Below are 21,073 nucleotides of genomic sequence, written 5' to 3'. Positions count from 1 at the left end.
TAGCGGATCGCCGCACAACCACGAGAGCACTACGGTTTCTCGTGCGGATCCGGAGTGTCGACCCAGAAGAACACCTCCTGTACCTGCCGGTCGAACGCGGCGCTGATGCGCATTGCCACATCCAAGCTCGGTTGCTGCTGTGTGCGTTCGAGGGAGCCGATCGTCTGCGCGTGTGTCCCGGTCAGGATCGCCAACTGGTGGCGGGACAGGCCACGTGTGCTCCGGAGTTCCCGAACGACATTGCCGATGCGGCGTTCCGTCCTGTGTCGAGACATGGTCTCCATGTTAGGAAAACACAATAGTTCAATGTAGTTTTCGAACCAGTTCGGTGGGTCCGCGGAAGCTGGAGCCGCGCAGAAATCCCCGCCCACGGGCAGTGAGCGGGGATTTCGGATGACACGCTCCGGTGGAAACGGTCAGTTCGGGCGGCTGACCTCGTAGGTGCCGTTGTCGTCGGTGAACGTCAACGTCACCGAACGGTGCTGCCCGTCGACGGTGAGGGTGCATTCGAAACTCGCCCCGGCCTCGACCTTCTGATCACCCGGGCACGACACGTCACCGACTTCCTGCGCGCCGTACGACTCGGTGAGGACCTGCGCCACACCGGCCTGCGCGGCCTCGGAATCGAGAGTGGTACCGCCGCCGAGAGTCAGGAACCCGATCACCGCTGCGATCACCACCACGAGCACACCGACGCCGCCGAGGATCAACGGCAGCTTCGAGCGAGTGCCCCCGGGTGTTCCGTCCGGGTGGTGCGGCGGCTGCCACGGTCCACTACCGGGTTGCTGTTGCTGTGCTCCCCACCCGGGTTGGCCTCCCGGCCCGGGGGCCGGCTGCTGCCAGGGCTGCCCGGGCTGTCCCTGCGGGGGCCACTGCTGTCCACCCATCTGACCCGGCTGCTGTCCGGGCTGTCCCCACCCGGGCTGAGCCGACGGCGTCGTGGGTGTGCCCCAGGGCTGCGGACCGGCACCCGAAGAGCTCGGGGCACCCCACTGCGGGGCCTGCTGACCCCACTGGTCGTTGGACTGTGGGGCCTGCCCACCGTGTGGTGCGCCCCACGCGGGCGCTCCGGCCTGACCGGGCTGTTGTTGCTGTCCCCACTGCTGGTGCGATTGCTGCCCCCACTGTTGCGTCGGCGCCGCAGAGTCTCCGCCCGGAGCGGCACCCCACTGCGGCGTCGGTGGCTGCGGCGATGCAGGCTCGACGCCGGACGGGGGCGGGGCCCACGGGTCGCGTGCCTGCTCGTTCCCGTTCGGGTCCTGCGGTTCGTTCGGGCCGGTCATCGTCGCCTCCACTCGGCATCGTTCATAGGTTCAGCGTAATGCTCACCAACGTTCGGTCCCCCGTGTGGTAGCGGGCGTATCAAATCACACATACCGGACCGGTGGGAGACCGCCCACGCCTCGGCCTCGATCACCTGGGCACTCATGCCGCGGTCGCATCGACGGCCACGACCCCACGGCGAATCGCGGCGACCGCCCGTCCCGCCGCCTTCGCCAACGCCGGATCCTGCGCGGTCGTGCGAATCTGATCGAGCAGATCGATCAACTGTCGGCACCACCGCACGAAGTCACCGGGCGAAAGTTCACTGCCCGCGGCAACGGCCGCCAACAGCGACTCGGTCAACGACGCGGTACCCGCCCAGGTGTAGGCAGCGGAGACGAACCCGAAATCCGGCTCGCGGGTCGTCGGCAACCGATGACGCAGCTCATCGGCCCGCAGCGCGTCGCACAGCTGTACCGTGTCGGCCAAAGCCCGCCGGATCGGACCGGTCGGGCCCCGCACCTCCGGCACATCATCGCCCCGCGACTCGAAAATCACCGTCGAGACGACCGCGGCGAGCTCCGCCGGCGAGAGCCCCGCCCACACCCCGGCGCGCAGACACTCGGCGACCAACAGATCCGATTCGGTGTAGATCCGGGCGAGCCGTTCCCCCGCCTCGGTCGTCGCCGGATCGTCCCCACCGGTCAGGTAACCGCGCTCCGACAGCAACAACACGATCCGTTCGAACGTGCGCGCCAGCGAATCGGTGGTCGCCGCCGTCTTGCGTCGCTGATGCTCGGTGTCGCGCAACAACCGGTTGTAGCGTTCCCCGACCCGCGCCAACGCTTCTACCTCCGGGTTCGCCCGCGCCGGGTGCGTGCGCAGCGCGCGGCGCAACGCATCGATCTCGCGAGTATCGCCGCCGCTGCGGGACCGCTTCGCTCGACGCGGCGGCACCAGACCCTTCGACCGCAACGCCGACGAGATGTCCCGCCTGCCACGCCCGGTCCGCGGATCGGCGTGCCGCGGCAACTTCAATCGTCCCAACACCACCGCCGGGGTGGGGAAGTCTCCCGCCGAGAGCCGCCCCGACCAGCCGTCGGCGGTCACCACGTAGGGCCGCGGATCGGTGACATCATGGTCCGGGTCGATGATCACCGCCAGCCCGGTGCGCCGCCCCGCCGGAACCGCGACGATCTCCCCGGGGCGCAACGCCACCAGCGACGCGACCGACTCCTGCCGCCGATCCTGCCGCTTCTTCCGCTCGTGTTGCCGCTCGGCGTCGGTCAGATCGGCCCGCAACCGCATGTAATCGAAGATCTCGCTGTCGGCGCCGCCGAGCTGCTCGCGCATCTTTTCCAGCTGCTTTTCGTTACGTGCGATGCCGCGGGTGGCGCCGACGACCGACTTGTCGGCCTGGAACTGCGCGAACGACATCTCGAGCAGCGCGCGGGACCGCTGCACCCCGACCGCGTCGATCAGGTTGACCGCCATGTTGTACGACGGGCGGAACGAACTACGCAGCGGGAAGGTACGCGTCGAGGCCAGACCCGCGACGGCGGCCGGTTCCACACCCGGCTGCCACAGCACCACCGCGTGGCCCTCGACGTCGATACCGCGACGACCGGCCCGGCCGGTGAGTTGCGTGTACTCGCCGGGGGTCAGTTCCGCGTGGGTTTCCCCGTTGTATTTGACCAACCGTTCGAGCACCACCGTGCGGGCAGGCATGTTGATGCCCAACGCGAGGGTTTCGGTGGCGAACACCGCCCGCACCAGACCACGCACGAACAGTTCCTCGACGGTGTGCCGGAACGCAGGCAACATTCCCGCGTGATGCGCGGCGATACCGCGCTCGAGGGCAGTGCGCCACGACGCGAACCCCAACACCTCGAGGTCGGCGCGCGGCAACTCGCGGGTGTGCTCGGTGACGATCCGCCGGATTTCGGCGGCTTCGTCGTCGGTGGTCAGATGCAGCCCGGACCGCAGGCACTGGGACACCGCCGCGTCGCAACCGGCGCGGGAGAACACGAAGGTGATCGCGGGCAGCAGCCCTTCGGCGTCGAGGCGGACGATCACATCGGGTCGGGGAATCGGCCGGAAGGTGCTTCGTCCGCGCGACTGCCACCGATCACCGTCGATGCTGGCGCGGCGCCGCACCTGCGCTGCCAGTTCAGGATCGACCACGACCCCGCGGCGTCGCTCCGCTACGGGAGTATCGGCGGGTTCGGCGCGGGTATCGAACAGGTCGTAGAGCCGGGGCCCGACCATCATGTGCTGGTGCAGCGGAATGGGGCGCACCTCGTCGACGACGACCGCGGTGTCGCCACGCACCGTGGTCATCCAGTCACCGAACTCCTCGGCGTTGGACACCGTCGCGGACAGGCTCACCAACCGGACATCCTCCGGCAGGTGCAGGATCACCTCTTCCCACACCGCGCCCCGGAACCGGTCGGCGAGGAAATGCACTTCGTCCATCACCACATGGCTCAGCCCGATGAGGGTCGGCGACGACGCGTAGAGCATGTTGCGCAGGACTTCGGTGGTCATCACCACCACCGGCGCATTCGGGTTGATCGACTGGTCGCCGGTGAGCAACCCCACCTGTTGCTTACCGTGCCGGGCGCACAGATCGGCGTACTTCTGGTTGCTCAGCGCCTTGATCGGGGTGGTGTAGAAGCATTTGGTGCCTGCATGGACCGCCAGGTGCACCGCGAACTCCCCGACAACGGTTTTGCCCGCGCCGGTGGGTGCGCACACCAACACCGAGTGCCCGCCCTCGAGCGCGCGGCACGCCTGCTGTTGGAACGGATCGAGGGGGAACGGCAGGCCGGATGCGAACACCGTCAACTGGGGCGCAGTCTCGGCCGACGACATGTCGGGGGTGTCCATCACAGGGTGTCGGAATAGTCGGTGGCGGCCGGTGCCGGTTTCTCGACCGGGGTCGGTGCCGCAATGGACGAACCTTCCTCGTCGTCGAGGTCGCCCCAGCCTTCGTCGCGGGCCTTGCGAGCGCGGCGCTTGTCGTTCAGGCGCGCGATCTGGATGGAGAACTCGACCAGGATCGTCAGCGCCAACGCCAACGCCAGCATCGAGAACGGGTCCTGGCCGGGGGTGGCGATCGCCGCGAACACGAACACCGCCATGATCAGGCCACGCCGCCACGCCTGGAGCTTTTCGTACGACAGCATCCCCACTGCGTTGAGTGCGACGAGCACCAGCGGGATCTCGAACGACACCCCGAAGATCACCAGCAGGTTGATCATGAATCCGAAGTACTCGGAACCCGACAGCGCGGTGACCTGCACATCGTTGCCGACAGTCAACAGGAACGACAACGCGTGGGTGACCACGAGATACGCCAGGACCGCACCGGCGACGAACAACACCGCGCCGGAAGTGACGAACCCGACGGCGTACCGGCGTTCCTTCGCATAGAGACCGGGAGTGATGAACGCCCACAGTTGGTAGAGCCACACCGGGCAGGCGAGCACCACACCCGCGGTGGCCGCGACCTTCAATCGCAGCATGAACTGTTCGAACGGGCCGGTGGCCAGCAGATAGCAACCGCCGTCACTGCTGAAATCGGCGCGCGCGGACGCGGGCAGCGAACAGTACGGATCGAGCAGGATCGCACCGAGACTCGACGTGCCGAACGGGCCGTGGCTGTACCAGAAGAACCCGGCGATGGTAGTGACGATCACCGCGGCAACGGCGATGAGCAACCGCGTGCGCAGCTCGTAGAGATGCTCGACCAGCGACATGTTGCCGTCGGGGTTGGTCTTGCGCCGACTGCGGCGTGGATCGAACGGGATGCGCACGGTGCGGGTCTCAGCTCCTGTCAGGGCCACCACCGTGGTGGGGGCACTGGGTCAGCGGAAACCGGGACACCCGGCGGGTGCCCCGGTGGGGAGAAGTCGATCAGGCCGACCGCTGGTCGGGCTGCGTCACCTTCTGGGTCGACACCTGGGTCGGCTCGGTCACGGTCGGCGCCGGCAACGGGTTCGGCGTCGGCTGAGCGGGCGTCGGAGCGTCGTCGTTCTGCATCTCCTTGACCTCACTCTTGAAGATCCGGAGCGAACGGCCCAGACCGCGCGCGGCATCCGGCAGCTTCTTCGAGCCGAACAAGATGATGACGACCAACGCGACGATGGCCCAGTGCCACGGGCTCATTGCACCCATTTACAACCTCCACTGATTGGCTCTGCACGATGCTACCGGACAGCAGCACATCGGCGGCCCCGAGAACGCGGTTCGACGCAGTGTTCGCACAGCGTTCACATCACGGTCGTTTCATTCCCCCCTCGGTTCTGTGATTCACACCGATGGCTCGTCACCGAGCGCGGCGTAGGCGTCGAGCGCGGCCACCGCCCGCTCCCGGACCGCGTCACGCAGAGGGCCCGGACCGAGCACGGTCACACCGGCGCCGAGCCCCACCACCAGGCGCACCAACCACTCCGGCGACGCGAACCGCAGCACCGCTTCACAGCCGCCGTCGGGCAGCACCACCGCGTCGGTGAGCGGGTAGTAGTCGAGCAGCCAGGTGTAGGACGGGGCGATCCGCAACCGCGCGGCCGGAAGCGAAGGATCTCCCGCGAACAACTCGAGGTGCTCGTCGACATCGAGTGACTGCTGCGGGGGCCGCGCGGGTTCGTCGAGGACCCGCGCCTCGTCGATCCGGTCGAAGCGGAACAGCCGCACCCCTTCAGCCGTGCGGCACCACGCCTGCAGATATGTGTGTTCGTCGACGAGCACAATGCGGATCGGATCGACGTCGCGTTCGGAGACGGTGTCGCGGGACGCCGAATAGTAGGTCAGATGTACCGCACGCCTGTCGCGGACTGCATCCCGCACCCGCGCCGCGACGGGATCGTCGGGAACCGGGGCGATCGCGGTCTCGGGTCCGGCCGCAGCGCTTCCGGCGGCCGCCTCGATTTTGGCGATGGCGCTCTGCGCCGCCGTCGGATCGACCACCCCGGGCATCTCGAGCAGCGACCGCAGTGCCACGAGCAACACCGTCGCCTCGGTGGAGGTCAACCGCAGTGGCCGGTCGATACCCGCGGTGAAGGTCACCACGATGCTTTCCTCGGAGAACGACAGGTCGATCAGATCGCCGGGCCCGTAGCCGGGCAGCCCGCACACCCACAGCTGATTGAGATCGTCCATGATCTGTTTCGGGGTGACCCCCAGATCGCGGGCGGCAGCGGCCGCGCTGATCCCGGGACGCGCAGTGAAATACGGCACCAGATTCAGCAGCCGGGTCAATCGCCCCGCCAGTCGGGTACTGCTCACCGCTGTTCCTCCCCCACCGTCTCGTCGTCCGCGCTCTCGCCGGTGGCTCCGCCTGGTGCTGTCGCTCCGCCTGCCGCGACCTGTGCCAGGATCCGCCGGACCTCGTCGCGCAACTCGGGTGGGTCGAGTACCAACGCGTCGGCACCCTGCCCCGCGAGGGTACGGGCGATCCATTCTCCGGCGCGCAGCGGCACCTCGACCACACTGCCGGCGCGACCCCCGACCTGCCGAGAACCCCGGTCACGGCCGAGCCGGCGTACCTCGTATGCGCGGCCGGCGGCCACCCACACCTGCGCCGTCCCGGTGACATCGCCGGGGCGGGTCGCGGCGAGCACCCGGGCCCGCAGATCCACCTGCTCGGGGATCTGCACCGCACCCGGCGCACCGACCGCGGTGACCTCATCGGAGATCCGCGACAGGCGGAAGGTGCGAGTCGCGTCCCGGTCCCGGTCGTGCCCCACCAGATACCAGCGGCCGTGCACCGTCACCACACCCCACGGCTCGACCGTGCGCAGCGTCCACGGGTCGGTGGGCGCGCTGCGATGCTCGAACTGCACGGCCTGCCGCTCGTCGACCGCGGTGAGCAACTTCTGCAAGGCCGGTTCGGAACCGCGGGCCCGCGCCGGGATCGCCGCGACCGTGCCCGCCGGGTCGGCGTCGACCTGCACCCCCGCGGCCCGCAACTTGAGCAACGCGCCCTGCGCCGCCGACGTCAACTCCGGTGATTCCCACAGGGCGGCCGCGACCGCCACCGCCGCGGTTTCCTCCCGGCTCAGGTCGATCTCCGGCAACGCATAGGCGTCCCGGTTGATCCGATACCCCTCGACCGTCGAATACCGCGACGCCAACCCTGTCTCGAGGGGAATCCCGAGGTCGCGGAGTTCGTTCTTGTCGCGTTCGAACATGCGGCTGAACGCCTCGTCGCTCGCGCACTCCGCGTAGCCCGCCACCGACGCCCGGATCTTCTCCGCGGTGAGGAACTGACGGGTCGACAGCAACGCGATGACCAGGTTGACCAACCGTTCGACTTTCGAAATCGCCACGGGCCAACCCTAATGCCCCCGGCGCCCGGTAGCCCCGCCCCCATCCCACCGAGGCGGGGACACGCGGGTAGAGCAACCCGTCCGGCAGTGCCGCTACATCGAGGCGATGAGCCGCTCGACCCGTTCATCGACGGACCGGAACGGGTCCTTGCACAACACCGTGCGCTGCGCCTGATCATTGAGCTTGAGATGCACCCAGTCGACGGTGAAATCGCGGCCCGCTTCCTGCGCCGCCGCGATGAAATCACCACGCAACTTCGCGCGGGTCGTCTGCGGCGGCGTCTCCACCGCCCGATCCACCGCCTCGTCGGTGGTCAACCGTGTCGCCAAACCCTTGCGCTGCAACAGATCGAACACACCCCGACCACGTTTGATGTCGTGATACGCCAGATCCAGCTGCGCGATCTTCGGGTCCGACAACTCCATGTCGTACCGATCCTGGTACCGCTGGAACAGTTTGCGTTTGATCACCCAGTCGACCTCGGTGTCGACCTTCGCGAAATCCTGCGATTCGACGGCATCGAGCACTCGACCCCACAGATCCACCACCTGCGCCACATGCGCATCCGGCTCACGGTGCCGCAGATACTCCACCGCCCGCGCGTGGTACTCGCGTTGAATGTCGAGAGCGCTGGCCTGCCGCCCGCCCGCCAGACGCACCGGGCGTCGCCCGGTCATATCGTGACTGACCTCGCGGATCGCACGAATCGGATTGTCCAACGCGAAATCACGGAACGAGATCCCGGCCTCGATCATCTCGAGCACCAACGACGCCGACCCCACCTTGAGCATCGTCGTGGTTTCCGACATGTTCGAATCGCCCACGATCACATGAAGCCGACGGTACTTCTCGGCATCGGCGTGCGGTTCGTCGCGGGTGTTGATGATCGGCCGCGACCGCGTCGTCGCCGACGACACCCCTTCCCAGATGTGTTCGGCACGCTGCGACAGACAGAAAGTGGCCGCCTTCGGTGTCTGCAGCACCTTCCCGGCCCCGCAGATCAACTGCCGCGTCACCAGGAACGGCAACAACACATCGGAGATCCGCGAGAACTCCCCGACGCGGGCCACCAAGAAATTCTCGTGGCACCCGTACGAATTCCCGGCCGAATCGGTGTTGTTCTTGAACAGGTAGATGTCACCGCCGATACCTTCCTCGGCGAGACGTTCCTCCGCATCGACGAGCAGATCCTCGAGCACCCGCTCCCCCGCGTGATCGTGCTCGACCAACTGAAGCAGATCGTCGCACTCGGCGGTCGCGTACTCCGGGTGGGAACCCACATCGAGATACAGGCGTGCCCCGTTCCGAAGGAACACATTCGAGCTGCGACCCCACGACACCACCCGCCGGAACAGATAGCGGGCCACCTCGTCCGGGCTCAACCTGCGATGCCCGTGGAAGGTGCACGTGACGCCGAACTCCGTCTCGATACCCATGATTCGTCGCTGCACACTTCGACAGTACCGCGCACACACAACACCGAGGGGGCGCAACGCATCTACAGTTCTCAGCTGTGACCTTCCATCGACACACCCGGGAAGCCGACCACGCGCTCTTCGCACTCACCGACCGCGTCCCCACCGCCGTCGACCCGCTCTTCCGGCGCCTGACCCGCAGCGCCGACCACAGTGTGCTGTGGATAGGGTGCGCCGCCGTGTGCGTCCTGTGCGGCGGTCGCGCCCGCCGCGGCGCGGTCCGCGGACTGGCCTCCGTGGCCGGGGCCAGTGCCCTGGCCAACGGCGTCCTCAAACCATTGCTGCCGCGCCGACGACCACCGTCCCGCACCGACCCGCGATTCGCGCGGCGCCTCGTGCCGGTCCCGACGTCCTCGTCGTTCCCGTCCGGACATTCCGCCTCCGCGGCAGCGTTCGTCACGGGTGTCGCCCTCGAATCACCGGTGGCGGGCGCCGCACTGGCTCCGCTCGCGGCCGCCGTCGCCTATTCGCGAGTGCACACCGGGGTGCATTGGCCCGGCGACGTGCTCGTCGGCGCGGTCGCCGGCGCCGCGGTCGCGTTGTCCACCCGCCGCTGGTGGGCGGTCCGCGCCGCCGAACCGGCCCGAGCCGACACCGCCGTCGACGCCCCGGCCCTGCCCGACGGTCACGGACTGCTGGTGGTGGTCAACCCGCAGTCCGGCAGCAGCGACACCACCGCCGCCGATCTGACCGACCTACTCCCCCGGGCACGCATCGAACTGCTCGACCCCGACACCGAACTCGGGCCGTACCTCGACCGGCTCATCACCGACGCCCGCCCCGCCGCGGTGGGAGTGTGCGGCGGAGACGGCACGGTCGCGACAGTCGCCGCCGCAGCGCACCGTCACGCGCTGCCACTCGCAGTCTTCCCCGGCGGCACCCTCAACCATTTCGCGGTGGACGTCGGAGCCCACACCGCCGCTGACACCGCGCACGCGGTCACCGGCGGTCTGGCAGCGCGCATCGACCTCGGGGCGGTGACCATCACCGGCCCCGGCGGACGCAGCGACCGGCTCTTCCTGAACACCACCAGTCTCGGCGGCTACCCCGATGCGGTGCGGCTCCGGGAAACATGGGAGCCGCGCATCGGGAAATGGCCCGCGGCGGCGGCTGCGATGGTCGCGGTGCTCGCTACCGCCGCCCCCATCCGAGCACGCGTGGACGGCGTCGAGACCGCACTGTGGCTACTGTTCGCCGGCAACGGCTGCTACCGGCCCACCGACCAAGTGCCCATGTCACGGACCGCGCTCGACGCAGGCACCCTCGACGTGCGCTACCTGCGCGCGGATCGACGCTGGTCCCGCATTCGACTGTTGTTCGCCGCAGCAACCGGCACCCTCGGCGCCAGCGCCGTGTACCGGCAGCGGGATGTGACCTCCGTGTCGGTGCAGCTCGACGGTCCGCCGGTCGCGTTGGCCACCGACGGGGAGGCCAACGCCGACGGCACCGCCTTCGAGATGAAGGCGGTGCCGTCGGCGCTGACCGTGTATCGGTTACCGGACGCTCAGCTCGATCCCTGATCGGTACCGTCCTCGGCCTCTGGAGCATCCTGTGTCACGGCCGGGGTCGACGCGGCGGGCAGCAGCGCGTCGAGGGCCGCACCGGAGATACGGCGAAACGCACGCCGCGGCCGGGACCGCTCGAGCACGGCCACCTCCAGCTCTCCGCGCCCGAGGACCCGGCCCGTGGTGTCCGCCCCCGTGGAAGTGCCCTTCTGCAGCGCGGACACCGCCACTTGCACAGCGTCCGCCAATCCCAGACCCGGCCGGTACGACTCGCGGACCGCCGCCAGGATCGGCTCGGTGTTGCCGCCCATCACCACGAACTGCGGTTCGTCGACGATCGACCCGTCGTAGGTGATGCGATACAGCTGCGCCGACGCGGTGTCACCTGCCTGCCCGACCTCCGCGACACAGATCTCCACCTCGTACGGCTTGGGCTGGTCGGTGAAGATCGTCCCGAGGGTCTGCGCGTACGCATTCGCCAGCGACCGACCCGTCACATCACGCCGATCGTACGAATACCCGAGCATGTCTGCGCGCATGATCCCGGAGCGCCGCAACGCCTCGAACTCGTTGTACTTGCCGACCGCAGCGAACCCGAGCCGGTCGTACAATTCACTGATCTTGTGCAGCGCCTTCGACGGATTCTCCGCAACGAACACCACACCGTCGGAGTAGATCAACGCGATCACACTGCGGCCCCGGGCAATACCCTTGCGGGCCAATTCCGAGCGATCCCGCATGATCTGCTCGGCGGACGCGTAATACGGCAACGTCATCGGGCACCTCCTGCCGCACGGTCGACCACGATTGCCTGCGCCAACTCGGCCAGATCCGCTTCCGGGACCACCATCGCCCCCGCCGCGGTGACCGACACCGCCGTCGGGTAGATCCCGCGGGTCGTGTCCGGACCCCCGGTTGCCGAATCATCATCGGCCGCGTCGTACAACGCCTCGACGGCGGTGCGCAGCGCCACCGCGGCGTCGGCATCGGCGCGATAGAGCTTCTTGAGCGCCGACTTCGCGAACACCGACCCGGACCCCACCGCGTGATACCCGGCGCGTTCCTCGTAGCGGCCCCCCACCACGTCGTACGACACGATCCGCCCCGCCCGACGCGGGTCCGGTGCATCCACATCGAACCCGACGAGCAACGGCACCACCGCAAGACCCTGCATGGCCGCACCGAGATTGCCCCGCACCATCGACGCAAGCCGGTTCGCTTTGCCGTCGAAGGTCAGCGACACACCCTCGATCTTCTCGTAATGTTCGAGCTCGACCGCGAACAACCGCACCATCTCCACGGCCAAGCCCGCAGTACCGGCGATACCCGCGGCCGAATACGCATCGGTGACGAACACCTTCTCCACGTCCCGGGACGCAATCATGTTGCCCATCGTGGCGCGCCGATCACCGGCAAGAATCACCCCACCGTCGAACGTGACCGCCACGATCGTCGTGCCGTGCGGTGCGAGCTCACCGAAACTGCCCAGCTCACGCGCGAACCGGTTCTCCGGCAACAACTCCGGCGCATACGCCCGCAAGTGGTCGGTGAACGACGACAAGGGTGACGCGAGGTGCAGGCGCCCCTGCACCTCGCGGTAAGGAAGCGAGGATCTGTCCGCTGTCACTGGCCACCCTTCTGCACATACGCCCGGACGAAGTCCTCCGCATTCTCCTCGAGCACATCATCGATCTCGTCGAGGAGATCGTCGGTCTCCGAGGCCAGCTTCTCGCGGCGTTCCTGACCCGCACCGCCGTCGCCGGTCACCTCGTCGTCGTCTCCGCCGCCACCGCGTGTGGTCTGCTCCTGCGCCATAGCCGCGACCTCCTCCTGTACTCGAGTGGCACACGACCCCGGTCGGCGACCGTGCCGCACGCCACGACATTGATCTCCACACTACCGAGCAGACGCCCCCGCGCGCGGCGTCCCGGCGCGTGTCGCCGACCCACCACCGCACTGCCGCGGGCGGGTCCGACAGTCAGTGCGTGAGCTGATCGACCAGTTCCGCCGCGGACTGCGCCGTCTCGAGCAACTGCCCGACATGCGCGCGGCTGCCCCGCAACGGCTCGAGAGTCGGGATCCGCACCAGCGACTCACCACCGAGATCGAAGATCACCGAATCCCACGAGGCCGCCGCGATATCGGCACCGAACCGGCGCAGGCACTCACCACGGAAATACGCGCGGGTGTCCGCCGGCGGAGTGTGTACCGCATCGAGCACCTGTTGTTCGGTGACCAGACGTTGCATCGAACCGCGGGCCACGAGCCGGTTGTAGAGCCCCTTGTCGAGACGCACATCCGAATACTGCAGATCCACCATGTGCAGCCTCGGCGCCGACCAGGCCAGACTCTCCCGTTGCCGGAACCCTTCGAGCAATCGCAGCTTCGCGGGCCAGTCCAGCAGATCTGCGCATTCCATCGGGTCCCGCTCGAGCAGGTCGAGCACCATCGCCCACTTGTCGAGAATGTCGACGACCCGTGAATCGTCGGTGCCGTCATGGAACTTCGCGGCCCGCTCGTGGTAGAGCCGCTGCAACGCCAGACCCGTGACTTCCCGGCCATCGGACAATGCGACCGTTTTGCGCAGCGTCGGATCGTGACTGATGTGGTGCACCGCCGTGACCGGCCGCGCCAACTGCAGATCCGACAGATCGATGCCCGCTTCGATCAGATCGAGCACCAACGCCGTCGTACCGACCTTCAGGTACGTCGACATCTCCGCGAGGTTCGCGTCCCCGATGATCACATGCAGACGCCGATATTTGTCGGGGTCGGCGTGCGGTTCGTCGCGGGTATTGATGATGCCGCGCTTGAGGGTGGTCTCCAAGCCGACCTCGACCTCGATGTAATCGGCGCGCTGCGACAGCTGGAAACCGGGTTCGTCCCCGGACTGGCCGATCCCCACCCGCCCGGACCCACAGATCACCTGCCGCGACGCAAAGAACGGCGTCAGTCCCGCCACTACCGCCGAGAACGGGGTGTCCCGCGCCATCAGATAGTTCTCGTGCGTGCCGTAGGAGGCGCCCTTGCCGTCGACGTTGTTCTTGTACAACTGCAGGCGCGGCGCCCCGGGCACACTCGACGCGTGCCTGGCCGCGGCCTCCATCACCCGCTCGCCGGCCTTGTCCCAGATCACCGCATCGAGCGGATCGGTAACTTCCGGCGCCGAGAACTCGGGGTGCGCATGATCGACATACAGCCGCGCCCCGTTGGTGAGGATCATGTTGGCCGCACCGACCTCATCGGCGTCGATCACCGGGGCGGGCCCGTTGAAACGCCCCAGATCGAAGCCACGCGCATCCCGCAGCGGTGACTCCACCTCGTAGTCCCAGCGGGTCCGCTTCGCGCGCGGCACCCCCGCCGCCGCCGCATACGCCAGCACCGCCTGGGTGGATGTGAGGATGGGGTTCGCTGTGGGGTCACTGGGCGACGAAATCCCGTACTCGACCTCGATACCGATGATCCGCTGCATACCGTCGAGACTAGGTGATCGACGAGTCCGCGCCAGCGCGGCAGGCCACGCAATCCAGATAGCTCGACGCATCGATCAACCGCAACACCGCCGCGACCGGCGACGGCGCCCATCCCGCGCGCGGATCCTCGCCGATACTCGGGTCGGACACCGGCACTCGCCGACCACGGGTGAGTATCACCGCGGCCCCGGCAGCCCGCACATTGCGCACCCAATCGGTATCGGTGCCGTAGGTCAACGCCACCCGAAAACGTGCCCGTCGGTGAACAGCAACACCGGGGTCCGGTACCGCCGACCGGACCGGCGACCGCGATGCTCGACGACGCCGGCGCCCGGCAGATACCGGGCCACCGGCGTCGCGATCCGGTTGGTGATCACCCGATTGGCTCGGGCCAACGCGCGTGGCAACGGCATGATGCACCCCTGTGCCGGAGTACCCGCTGCTACAGGTACTGGCCGGTGTTCGATTCGGTGTCGATCGCGCGACTCGTACTCGCGTTCTTGCCCGTCACCAGCGTGCGGATGTACACGATCCGCTCGCCCTTCTTGCCGGAGATCCGCGCCCAGTCGTCGGGGTTGGTGGTGTTGGGCAGATCCTCGTTCTCGGCGAACTCGTCGACGATCGAATCGAGCAGATGCTGTACCCGCAGACCGTTGGTGCCCGTGTCCAGCACCGCTTTGATCGCGTACTTCTTCGCGCGGTCGACGATGTTCTGGATCATCGCGCCGGAGTTGAAGTCCTTGAAGTACAGGACCTCCTTGTCGCCGTTCGCGTAGGTGACCTCCAGAAACCGGTTCTCCTCCGATTCGGCGTACATCCGATCGACGACCCGCTCGATCATCGCCCGCACACACGCCGACCGATCGCCCCCGAACTCGGCGATGTCATCGGCGTGCACCGGCAACTGCTCGGTCAGGTACTTCGAGAAGATGTCCAGCGCAGCCTCCGCATCGGGACGCTCGATCTTGATCTTCACATCGAGCCGGCCGGGGCGCAGGATCGCCGGGTCGATCATGTCCTCGCGGTTGGACGCACCGATGACGATGACGTTCTCGAGGCCCTCCACACCGTCGATCTCGCTGAGCAACTGCGGCACGACCGTCGTCTCCACATCCGACGACACACCGGAACCGCGGGTACGGAAGATCGAATCCATCTCGTCGAAGAACACGATCACCGGGGTACCCTCGGACGCCTTCTCCCTGGCGCGCTGGAAGATCATCCGGATGTGCCGCTCGGTTTCACCGACGAACTTGTTGAGCAATTCCGGGCCCTTGATGTTGAGGAAGAATGACTTGGCTTCCTTCGAATCTTCCCCGCGAGCCTCGGCGATCTTCTTCGCCAGCGAATTGGCGACCGCTTTGGCGATGAGCGTCTTTCCGCACCCGGGCGGCCCGTAGAGCAGCACACCCTTCGGCGGCCGCAGCGCATATTCGTGGAACAGGTCCTTGTGCAGGAACGGCAACTCGACCGCATCGCGAATCTGCTCGATCTGCCGGCCCAGACCACCGATATCGCCGTAGTCGACATCCGGCACCTCTTCGAGCACCAGATCCTCGACCTCGGCCTTCGGGATCCGTTCGAACGCGTACCCGGCCTTGCTGTCGACCAGCAACGAATCGCCCGGCCGCAATGTGAACCGGTCACCGTTCTCGTCGGTGACCTCCTCGACCGACGAATCGAGAGTGCGGGCCGCGATCTGCGCAAGCGGCGCCGACAGCCACACCACTCGTTCCTCGTCGGCATGCCCGACCACCAGCGCGCGGCGCCCGTCGTCGAGCAGTTCGCGCAGTGTCGTGATCTCACCGACGCGTTCGAACCCACCGACCTCGACCACCGTCAATGCCTCGTTCAGACGCACCGTCTGGCCGGTCCGGAACGATTCGATCTCCAGATTCGGTGACACCCCCACCCGCATCTTGCGACCCGAGGTGAACACATCGACGGTACTGTCCTCGAATGCCTCGAGCAGCACCCCGTATCCGCTGGGCGGTTGACCGAGACGATCGACCTCCTCGCGCAGCGTGAGCAACTGCTGACGCGCCTCCTTGAGGGTCTCGAGCAGTTTCCCGTTCCGTACCGTGACCGACTCGAGCCTCGATTCGAGGTCGCGGACACGGTCGGACGGTTCGGTGAGCCTGGTCCGGAGGGCGACCACCTCGGCGCGCAGTTCTTCGAGTTCCCGTGCGGCAGCACCCGAGTCCGGATTCTCTGACGAGGTCATGTGCGACTCCCTCCACTTGGTCATTCCACGCTACCGGCAGTTCGCCGAAAGCGGGGGGGGCGACACGAAATCCTGGTGTTGCGAACGCGTGTCGGCTCAGTCACGGGCGCACGGTGACACCCCGCGCCCCCACACTGTTAGCCTTGCCTAATCTCGGCGCCCGCGCCGTTACTGTTCGTTCCCGAAAGGATCACTTCTGTGAACACCCGCACCTTCTGGGCTGCCGCGGCGACCGTTGTCGCCGTCGCGCTGCTTCCCGCCTGCTCCTCGGACAGCGACACCACGACCGACACCAGCGCAGCCACGACCACCAGCGCCGAGGCCACGACGAGCGCCGCCGCGACCACCAGCGCGGCCGCCGCCGGCGAAGCCCCCGTCACCGCAGAGACGCTGCAGGCACAGATGGACGTGTTCTTCGATCCTGCCGCACCCGTCGAGGACAAAGCCGCCGTCATCGAGAACGGCGACAGCCGCACCGACGTGCTCACCCAATTCAACGGAGTGCTCGCCGGTTACCCGCTGACTGCCACGGTCGGTGACATCACCGCCGTCGACGACACCACCGTCACCGCCACCACCGAGGTCGGCGGCCCGCACGGCGGCGCACCCATGCCACTGACATTCACCGACGTCGACGGCACCTGGGTCCTGGCCGACGCCAGTGTCTGCTCCATCCTCGCGATGGGTCAGCTGACCTGCGAATAAGCACGCCCAGCTGCCTCGCGGCGCCTCAGCCCTTGCTGGGGCGCCGCTGCGGCTTCGGGGTCTGCACCCCGTCCTGCAACCGGCGGGCACTGACCAGGAACGCGGTATGGCCCTGCATCCGATGCTCCGGACGCACCGCCAACCCCACCACATGCCAGCCCCGCACCATCGACTCCCACGAACGCGGTTCCGTCCAGCACGTCTGCTCCCGCAGCGCCTCGACCACCCGCGACAACTGCGTCGTCGTCGCCACATACACGATCAGCACCCCCCCGGGCACCAACGCCTTCTTCACCGTCTCGAGCACATCCCACGGCGCCAGCATGTCCAGCACCACACGGTCGACCTTGCCGTGGACCTCGACGTCGTAGTCCGCCAGATCCGCCAGCGTCGTCGTCCAGTTCTCCGGACGCTGCCCGAAGAACGTCGTCACATTCCGCTCGGCGTACTCGAGATGATCCTCGCGCACCTCGTACGAGATGACCGTGCCGGTAGACCCGACCGCCCGCAGCAACGAACACGTCAACGCCCCGGACCCCGCACCCGCCTCGAGCACCCGCGCCCCGGGGAAGATGTCACCCTCCTGCACGATCTGCGCGGCATCCTTCGGGTAGATCACCTGTGCCCCGCGCGGCATCGACATCACATAATCGACCAGCAGCGGACGCAACGCCAGATACGGAGTGCCGTTCGTCGACGTCACCACCACACCCTCATCGGTGCCGATCAAGTCGTCGTGCAGAATCCCACCGCGATGCGTGTGGAACTCCTTGCCCGGCTCGAGCAGCACCGTGTACTTGCGGCCCTTGGCGTCGGTCAACTGCACCCGATCCCCCACCTCGAACGGTCCGCTGCGCCCGAGTCCGCCTACTGCCATCGCCGTGCCACCTTCGCCTACATGCGACCGTCACAGCCCGTGACGTCCAGGCCCGACACGGTGCCAGGCCGTACACCAGCCTGCCAGGCCACCACTCGAGACCCCACACACACCCCACATGCCATCATCGGACACCCACCCGAAACGATCTTGGAGACCCACCGCGTGCACGACACCGCCTACTACCTGCCCCTCCCCACACCCGAAAGCCCACTCGGCAGCGACCCCCACATCGAGTGCTTCCGGCCCACTCGCCACACGGTCAGCACCTGGGGTCCCGACCTCCAGCACGGCGCGCCCCCGTCCGCGCTACTCGTCCGCGCCCTCGAACGACACCGCCCCCGTCCCGACACCCGCCTGACCCGCATCTGCATCGACCTGCTCGGCCCCGTACCGCTGACCGACCTCGAAGTCCGTACCCGCATCGACCGGCCCGGCCGACAAATCGAACTCGTTGTCGCCGAGCTGTGGGCCACCGCCCCCGACGGCACCACCCGCGCCGTCGCCCGCGCCACCGGATGGCGCCTGCAGACCCAGCACCTCCCCGACGTCGCCCGCACCTCCGAACCGGCACTCGCGCCCTTCGACGCCGCCGCCGAACCCTCCGACATGACCCTGTTCGGCCTCAGTGGCTACATCGACACCCTCGACTGGCACATCGTCACCCCACTGGGAGTACCCGGACCGTCCGCCGCATGGGTCCGCGCCCGCCTCGACCTCGTCGCGGGAGAAACCCTCACATCCCTCGAACGACTCTTCACCGTCGCCGACGTCGCCAACGGCATCGGGTCCAAACTCGACCCCGCCCACTGGCTGTTCCTCAACACCGACCTGACCGTGCACCTGTTCCGCGCACCCGACAGCGAAGCACCCGAGAGCCGATGGACCGGCATCTCCGCCGAAACCTCCATCGGCCCCGACGGAATCGGCATGACCGCCGGAGTACTCCACGACGTACACGGACCGCTCGGACGGATCACCCAGAACGTGCAAGTGCGGCCCCGCTGACGCGAGACCGCACCGTCACATCACCGAGGCCGTCGCCTCACTCCCCGGCGACACCTCGCATCGCACGGCACGACCGGATATCCGACGCCAGAATCGCACGGGCACCGATCTCGGCCAGCCGGTCCATCACCGCATTGTGACCCTTGCGCGGCACCATCGCCCGCACCGCCACCGAATACTCATTCGCCAACGGCGAGATCGTCGGCGATTCCAGACCGGGAGTCACCTTCACCGCAGCATCGAGCAGGTGCTTCGGGCAGTCGTAGTCGATCATCACGTACTGCTGTGCAAATACCACACCCTCGAGCCGAGCAATCAACTGATTGCGGGCCCGATCTGTTCGATCCGCGCCCTCCCGCTCGATCAGCACACCCTCCGAGTCGCACAGCGACTCCCCGAATGCCACCAAATCATGCTGCCGCAAAGTGCGACCGGACCCCACCACATCGGCAATCGCATCCGCGACCCCGAGCTGAATCGAGATCTCCACCGCACCATCGAGCCGGATCACCGTCGCCTCGATCCCCCGCTCGGCCAGATCCTTACGCACCAGGTTCGCGTACGACGTCGCGATCCGCAGTCCCTGCAGATCCTCGACCTTCCACGACCGCTCCTTCGGACCCGCATATCGGAACTGCGAGCGCCCGAAACCCAACGACAACCGCTCGGTCACCGGCGCACCCGAATCCCCCGCCAGGTCCCGGCCGGTGATACCCAGATCCAGCTCACCCGACCCGACGTAGATCGCTATGTCCTTGGGACGCAGGAAGAAGAATTCGACCTCGTTGACCGGGTCGATCACGGTCAGATCCCGAGAATCGGAACGCCAACGGTAACCGGCTTCCCGCAGAATCTCGGCCGCGGACTCGGACAATGAACCCTTGTTCGGAACTGCAACGCGCAGCATGGAAGGAATCCTTTCGGATAGAAGGGGCAAAGAAGTCGATCAGGACACATCCGGGGCACGGACAGCGCCGCCACCGAAACGGCAGCCACCGCCCGTCACAGATGCTTGTAGACGTCCTCGAGCTTCAGGCCACGCCCCACCATCAACACCTGCGTCCAGTACAGCAGCTGCGAGATCTCCTCCGCGAGCTCCTCATCGGACTGGTACTCGGCAGCGATCCACACTTCGCCGGCTTCCTCGAGTACCTTCTTGCCCTGCGCATGGACACCGGCATCCAACGCAGCGACAGTGCCGGAACCCTCAGGGCGGGTCGCAGCACGTTCGGTCAGCTCGGCGAACAGGGATTCGAAGGTCTTCACGGAAACCGATTGTTTCATGCCGCACCCCCGCACCCACAATCAGGACACCACTGCACTCACCATGACAACTCCCGCGCACTGTCGAACCGACGCACCGTTCCATTCACCGGATCGGTGAACTCCAAAGTGCGCGCCAACAACTGCAACGGCGCGGTGAACTGCCCCGGCGCGCGGCGCACGAACACCGGATAGAAATTGTCGCCCTCGATCGGCACGCCCAACGACATCAGATGCAACCGCAGTTGATGCGTGCGACCCGTACGCGGGTACAACCGGTACCGCGCCCGGTCCCCACGATGCTCCACCAGCTCGATCAGCGTCTCCGAATTCGGCTCCCCCGGCACCTGCGTCGCGGTTAGCTCGCCGTGCCGTTTGACAATCCGCGTGCGCACCACCTGCGGAAACTTCACATCGGGCCGGTACCCGGCGATCGCTTCGTACACCTTGCGTACCCGTTGCTGCTCGAACAGCGCCTGATACGGACGCCGCAATGCCGGATCACTCGTGCACAACAACACCCCGGCGGTCATCCGATCGAGCCGATGCACCGGCACCAGATCCGGCAGATCCAGATCCCGCCGCAACCGCACCGTCACCGTCTCCCGGATATGCGCACCCCGCGGGATCGTCGACAGGAAATGCGGCTTGTCGACCACCACCAGGCCCTCACCGCGATACAGCACCTCCACCGCAAACGGCACCGGCGTCTCCGGCGGCGGCTCCCGATAGAAATACACGAACCGGCCCGGCTGGAACCGAGACAGCTCATCGACCGGCCGTCCATGCTCGTCGACAAGTTCCCCCGACTCCATCCGGGCGTGCCAATCCTCCTCCGGATGCGCGTCGAGCAAGAACCCGAGCACCGTGCGCGCGGCACCCGCGGTCGGCATCCGGAGCCGATCGGGGCCCAATCCGTCGCGCACCGGCAACGGCGGACCGGCCAT

At 67.3% G+C, this 21,073-nt stretch carries 20 protein-coding genes and 1 pseudogene; 3 read left to right on the top strand and 18 right to left on the bottom strand.

Going from position 1 to position 21,073, the window contains the following annotated elements; genetic code table 11:
• Positions 1-29: 29 nt before the first annotated feature.
• From ACSYG9_RS23645 to pafA, 8 genes are all read right to left on the bottom strand, one after another.
• Entirely contained in the window at positions 30-275 is a 246-nt protein-coding gene (locus tag ACSYG9_RS23645) for a helix-turn-helix transcriptional regulator (protein ID WP_454840194.1), read from the bottom strand.
• A gap of 141 nt (positions 276-416) precedes the next feature.
• The gene (locus tag ACSYG9_RS23640) at positions 417-1,283 is read right to left on the bottom strand and encodes a DUF4333 domain-containing protein (RefSeq protein WP_454840193.1); all 867 of its coding nucleotides are present in this window, start codon (positions 1,281-1,283) and stop codon (positions 417-419) included.
• 142 nt (positions 1,284-1,425) lie between these two features.
• A complete protein-coding gene (locus ACSYG9_RS23635) occupies positions 1,426-4,152 on the bottom strand; it encodes a DEAD/DEAH box helicase (protein ID WP_454840191.1) in 2,727 nt (908 codons plus the stop codon).
• Positions 4,152-5,081 (bottom strand): twin-arginine translocase subunit TatC, encoded by a 930-nt coding sequence (gene tatC / locus ACSYG9_RS23630; protein WP_454840189.1) that lies wholly within the window; start codon positions 5,079-5,081, stop codon positions 4,152-4,154. Before tatC ends, ACSYG9_RS23635 begins: the two co-directional genes overlap by 1 nt.
• Before the next feature lie 100 nt (positions 5,082-5,181).
• A complete protein-coding gene (gene tatA, locus ACSYG9_RS23625; protein WP_440124756.1) occupies positions 5,182-5,442 on the bottom strand; it encodes a Sec-independent protein translocase subunit TatA in 261 nt (86 codons plus the stop codon).
• 135 nt (positions 5,443-5,577) lie between these two features.
• Complete coding sequence (locus ACSYG9_RS23620; protein WP_440124755.1) at positions 5,578-6,552, bottom strand: WYL domain-containing protein; 975 nt, start codon at positions 6,550-6,552, stop codon at positions 5,578-5,580.
• Positions 6,549-7,595: a helix-turn-helix transcriptional regulator gene (locus tag ACSYG9_RS23615; protein ID WP_454840187.1), complete on the bottom strand. Its 1,047-nt coding sequence runs from the start codon at positions 7,593-7,595 to the stop codon at positions 6,549-6,551. The genes ACSYG9_RS23620 and ACSYG9_RS23615 overlap by 4 nt, the downstream gene beginning before the upstream one ends.
• Positions 7,596-7,688: 93 nt before the next feature.
• On the bottom strand, positions 7,689-9,047 hold the full coding sequence (pafA, locus tag ACSYG9_RS23610) for a Pup--protein ligase (RefSeq protein WP_440124753.1): 1,359 nt from the start codon (positions 9,045-9,047) through the stop codon (positions 7,689-7,691).
• 62 nt (positions 9,048-9,109) lie between these two features.
• Between pafA and ACSYG9_RS23605 the strand changes: the two genes are divergently transcribed.
• Positions 9,110-10,591 (top strand): phosphatase PAP2 family protein, encoded by a 1,482-nt coding sequence (locus tag ACSYG9_RS23605; RefSeq protein ID WP_454840186.1) that lies wholly within the window; start codon positions 9,110-9,112, stop codon positions 10,589-10,591.
• On the opposite strand, the gene prcA is transcribed toward ACSYG9_RS23605, so the two are convergent.
• The 6 genes and pseudogenes from prcA to arc form a co-directional block, all read right to left on the bottom strand.
• Entirely contained in the window at positions 10,576-11,352 is a 777-nt protein-coding gene (gene prcA / locus ACSYG9_RS23600) for a proteasome subunit alpha (protein WP_454840184.1), read from the bottom strand. The genes ACSYG9_RS23605 and prcA overlap by 16 nt on opposite strands.
• Complete coding sequence (gene prcB, locus ACSYG9_RS23595; RefSeq protein ID WP_440124750.1) at positions 11,349-12,203, bottom strand: proteasome subunit beta; 855 nt, start codon at positions 12,201-12,203, stop codon at positions 11,349-11,351. The genes prcA and prcB overlap by 4 nt, the downstream gene beginning before the upstream one ends.
• A complete protein-coding gene (locus ACSYG9_RS23590; protein ID WP_169690235.1) occupies positions 12,200-12,391 on the bottom strand; it encodes a ubiquitin-like protein Pup in 192 nt (63 codons plus the stop codon). The genes prcB and ACSYG9_RS23590 overlap by 4 nt, the downstream gene beginning before the upstream one ends.
• 163 nt (positions 12,392-12,554) lie before the next feature.
• Complete coding sequence (gene dop, locus ACSYG9_RS23585) at positions 12,555-14,048, bottom strand: depupylase/deamidase Dop (RefSeq protein WP_454840183.1); 1,494 nt, start codon at positions 14,046-14,048, stop codon at positions 12,555-12,557.
• 10 nt (positions 14,049-14,058) lie between these two features.
• Positions 14,059-14,462 (bottom strand): annotated as a pseudogene (locus ACSYG9_RS23580) (nitroreductase/quinone reductase family protein).
• 29 nt (positions 14,463-14,491) lie between these two features.
• Positions 14,492-16,273: a proteasome ATPase gene (arc, locus tag ACSYG9_RS23575; protein ID WP_440124747.1), complete on the bottom strand. Its 1,782-nt coding sequence runs from the start codon at positions 16,271-16,273 to the stop codon at positions 14,492-14,494.
• Positions 16,274-16,471: 198 nt separating this feature from the next.
• Between arc and ACSYG9_RS23570 the strand changes: the two genes are divergently transcribed.
• Positions 16,472-16,978: a nuclear transport factor 2 family protein gene (locus tag ACSYG9_RS23570; RefSeq protein WP_454840181.1), complete on the top strand. Its 507-nt coding sequence runs from the start codon at positions 16,472-16,474 to the stop codon at positions 16,976-16,978.
• 25 nt (positions 16,979-17,003) lie between these two features.
• Here the strand turns inward: ACSYG9_RS23570 and ACSYG9_RS23565 are convergent, their stop codons facing one another.
• Positions 17,004-17,855, bottom strand: a complete 852-nt coding sequence (locus tag ACSYG9_RS23565) for a tRNA (adenine-N1)-methyltransferase (RefSeq protein ID WP_454840179.1) — start codon at positions 17,853-17,855, stop codon at positions 17,004-17,006.
• A gap of 165 nt (positions 17,856-18,020) precedes the next feature.
• On the opposite strand from ACSYG9_RS23565, the gene ACSYG9_RS23560 reads away from it, so the two are divergent.
• Positions 18,021-18,863, top strand: coding sequence for a thioesterase family protein (locus ACSYG9_RS23560; protein WP_454840178.1), 843 nt, complete (start codon positions 18,021-18,023; stop codon positions 18,861-18,863).
• Positions 18,864-18,900: 37 nt separating this feature from the next.
• Here ACSYG9_RS23560 and hisG read toward each other — a convergent pair whose 3' ends face one another.
• The 3 genes from hisG to ACSYG9_RS23545 all read right to left on the bottom strand — a co-directional run bounded on the left by hisG (position 18,901) and on the right by ACSYG9_RS23545 (position 21,073).
• Positions 18,901-19,770, bottom strand: coding sequence for an ATP phosphoribosyltransferase (gene hisG, locus ACSYG9_RS23555; protein ID WP_454840176.1), 870 nt, complete (start codon positions 19,768-19,770; stop codon positions 18,901-18,903).
• Between the two features lie 95 nt (positions 19,771-19,865).
• Positions 19,866-20,147, bottom strand: a complete 282-nt coding sequence (locus ACSYG9_RS23550) for a phosphoribosyl-ATP diphosphatase (RefSeq protein WP_199233311.1) — start codon at positions 20,145-20,147, stop codon at positions 19,866-19,868.
• Between the two features lie 38 nt (positions 20,148-20,185).
• Positions 20,186-21,073: a pseudouridine synthase gene (locus ACSYG9_RS23545; RefSeq protein ID WP_454840174.1), complete on the bottom strand. Its 888-nt coding sequence runs from the start codon at positions 21,071-21,073 to the stop codon at positions 20,186-20,188.

It is taken from the genome of Rhodococcus sp. SJ-2, assembly GCF_053750035.1.
Note: the sequence above shows the minus strand (reverse complement) of the source record. Positions and strands in the feature narration are given on the sequence as shown.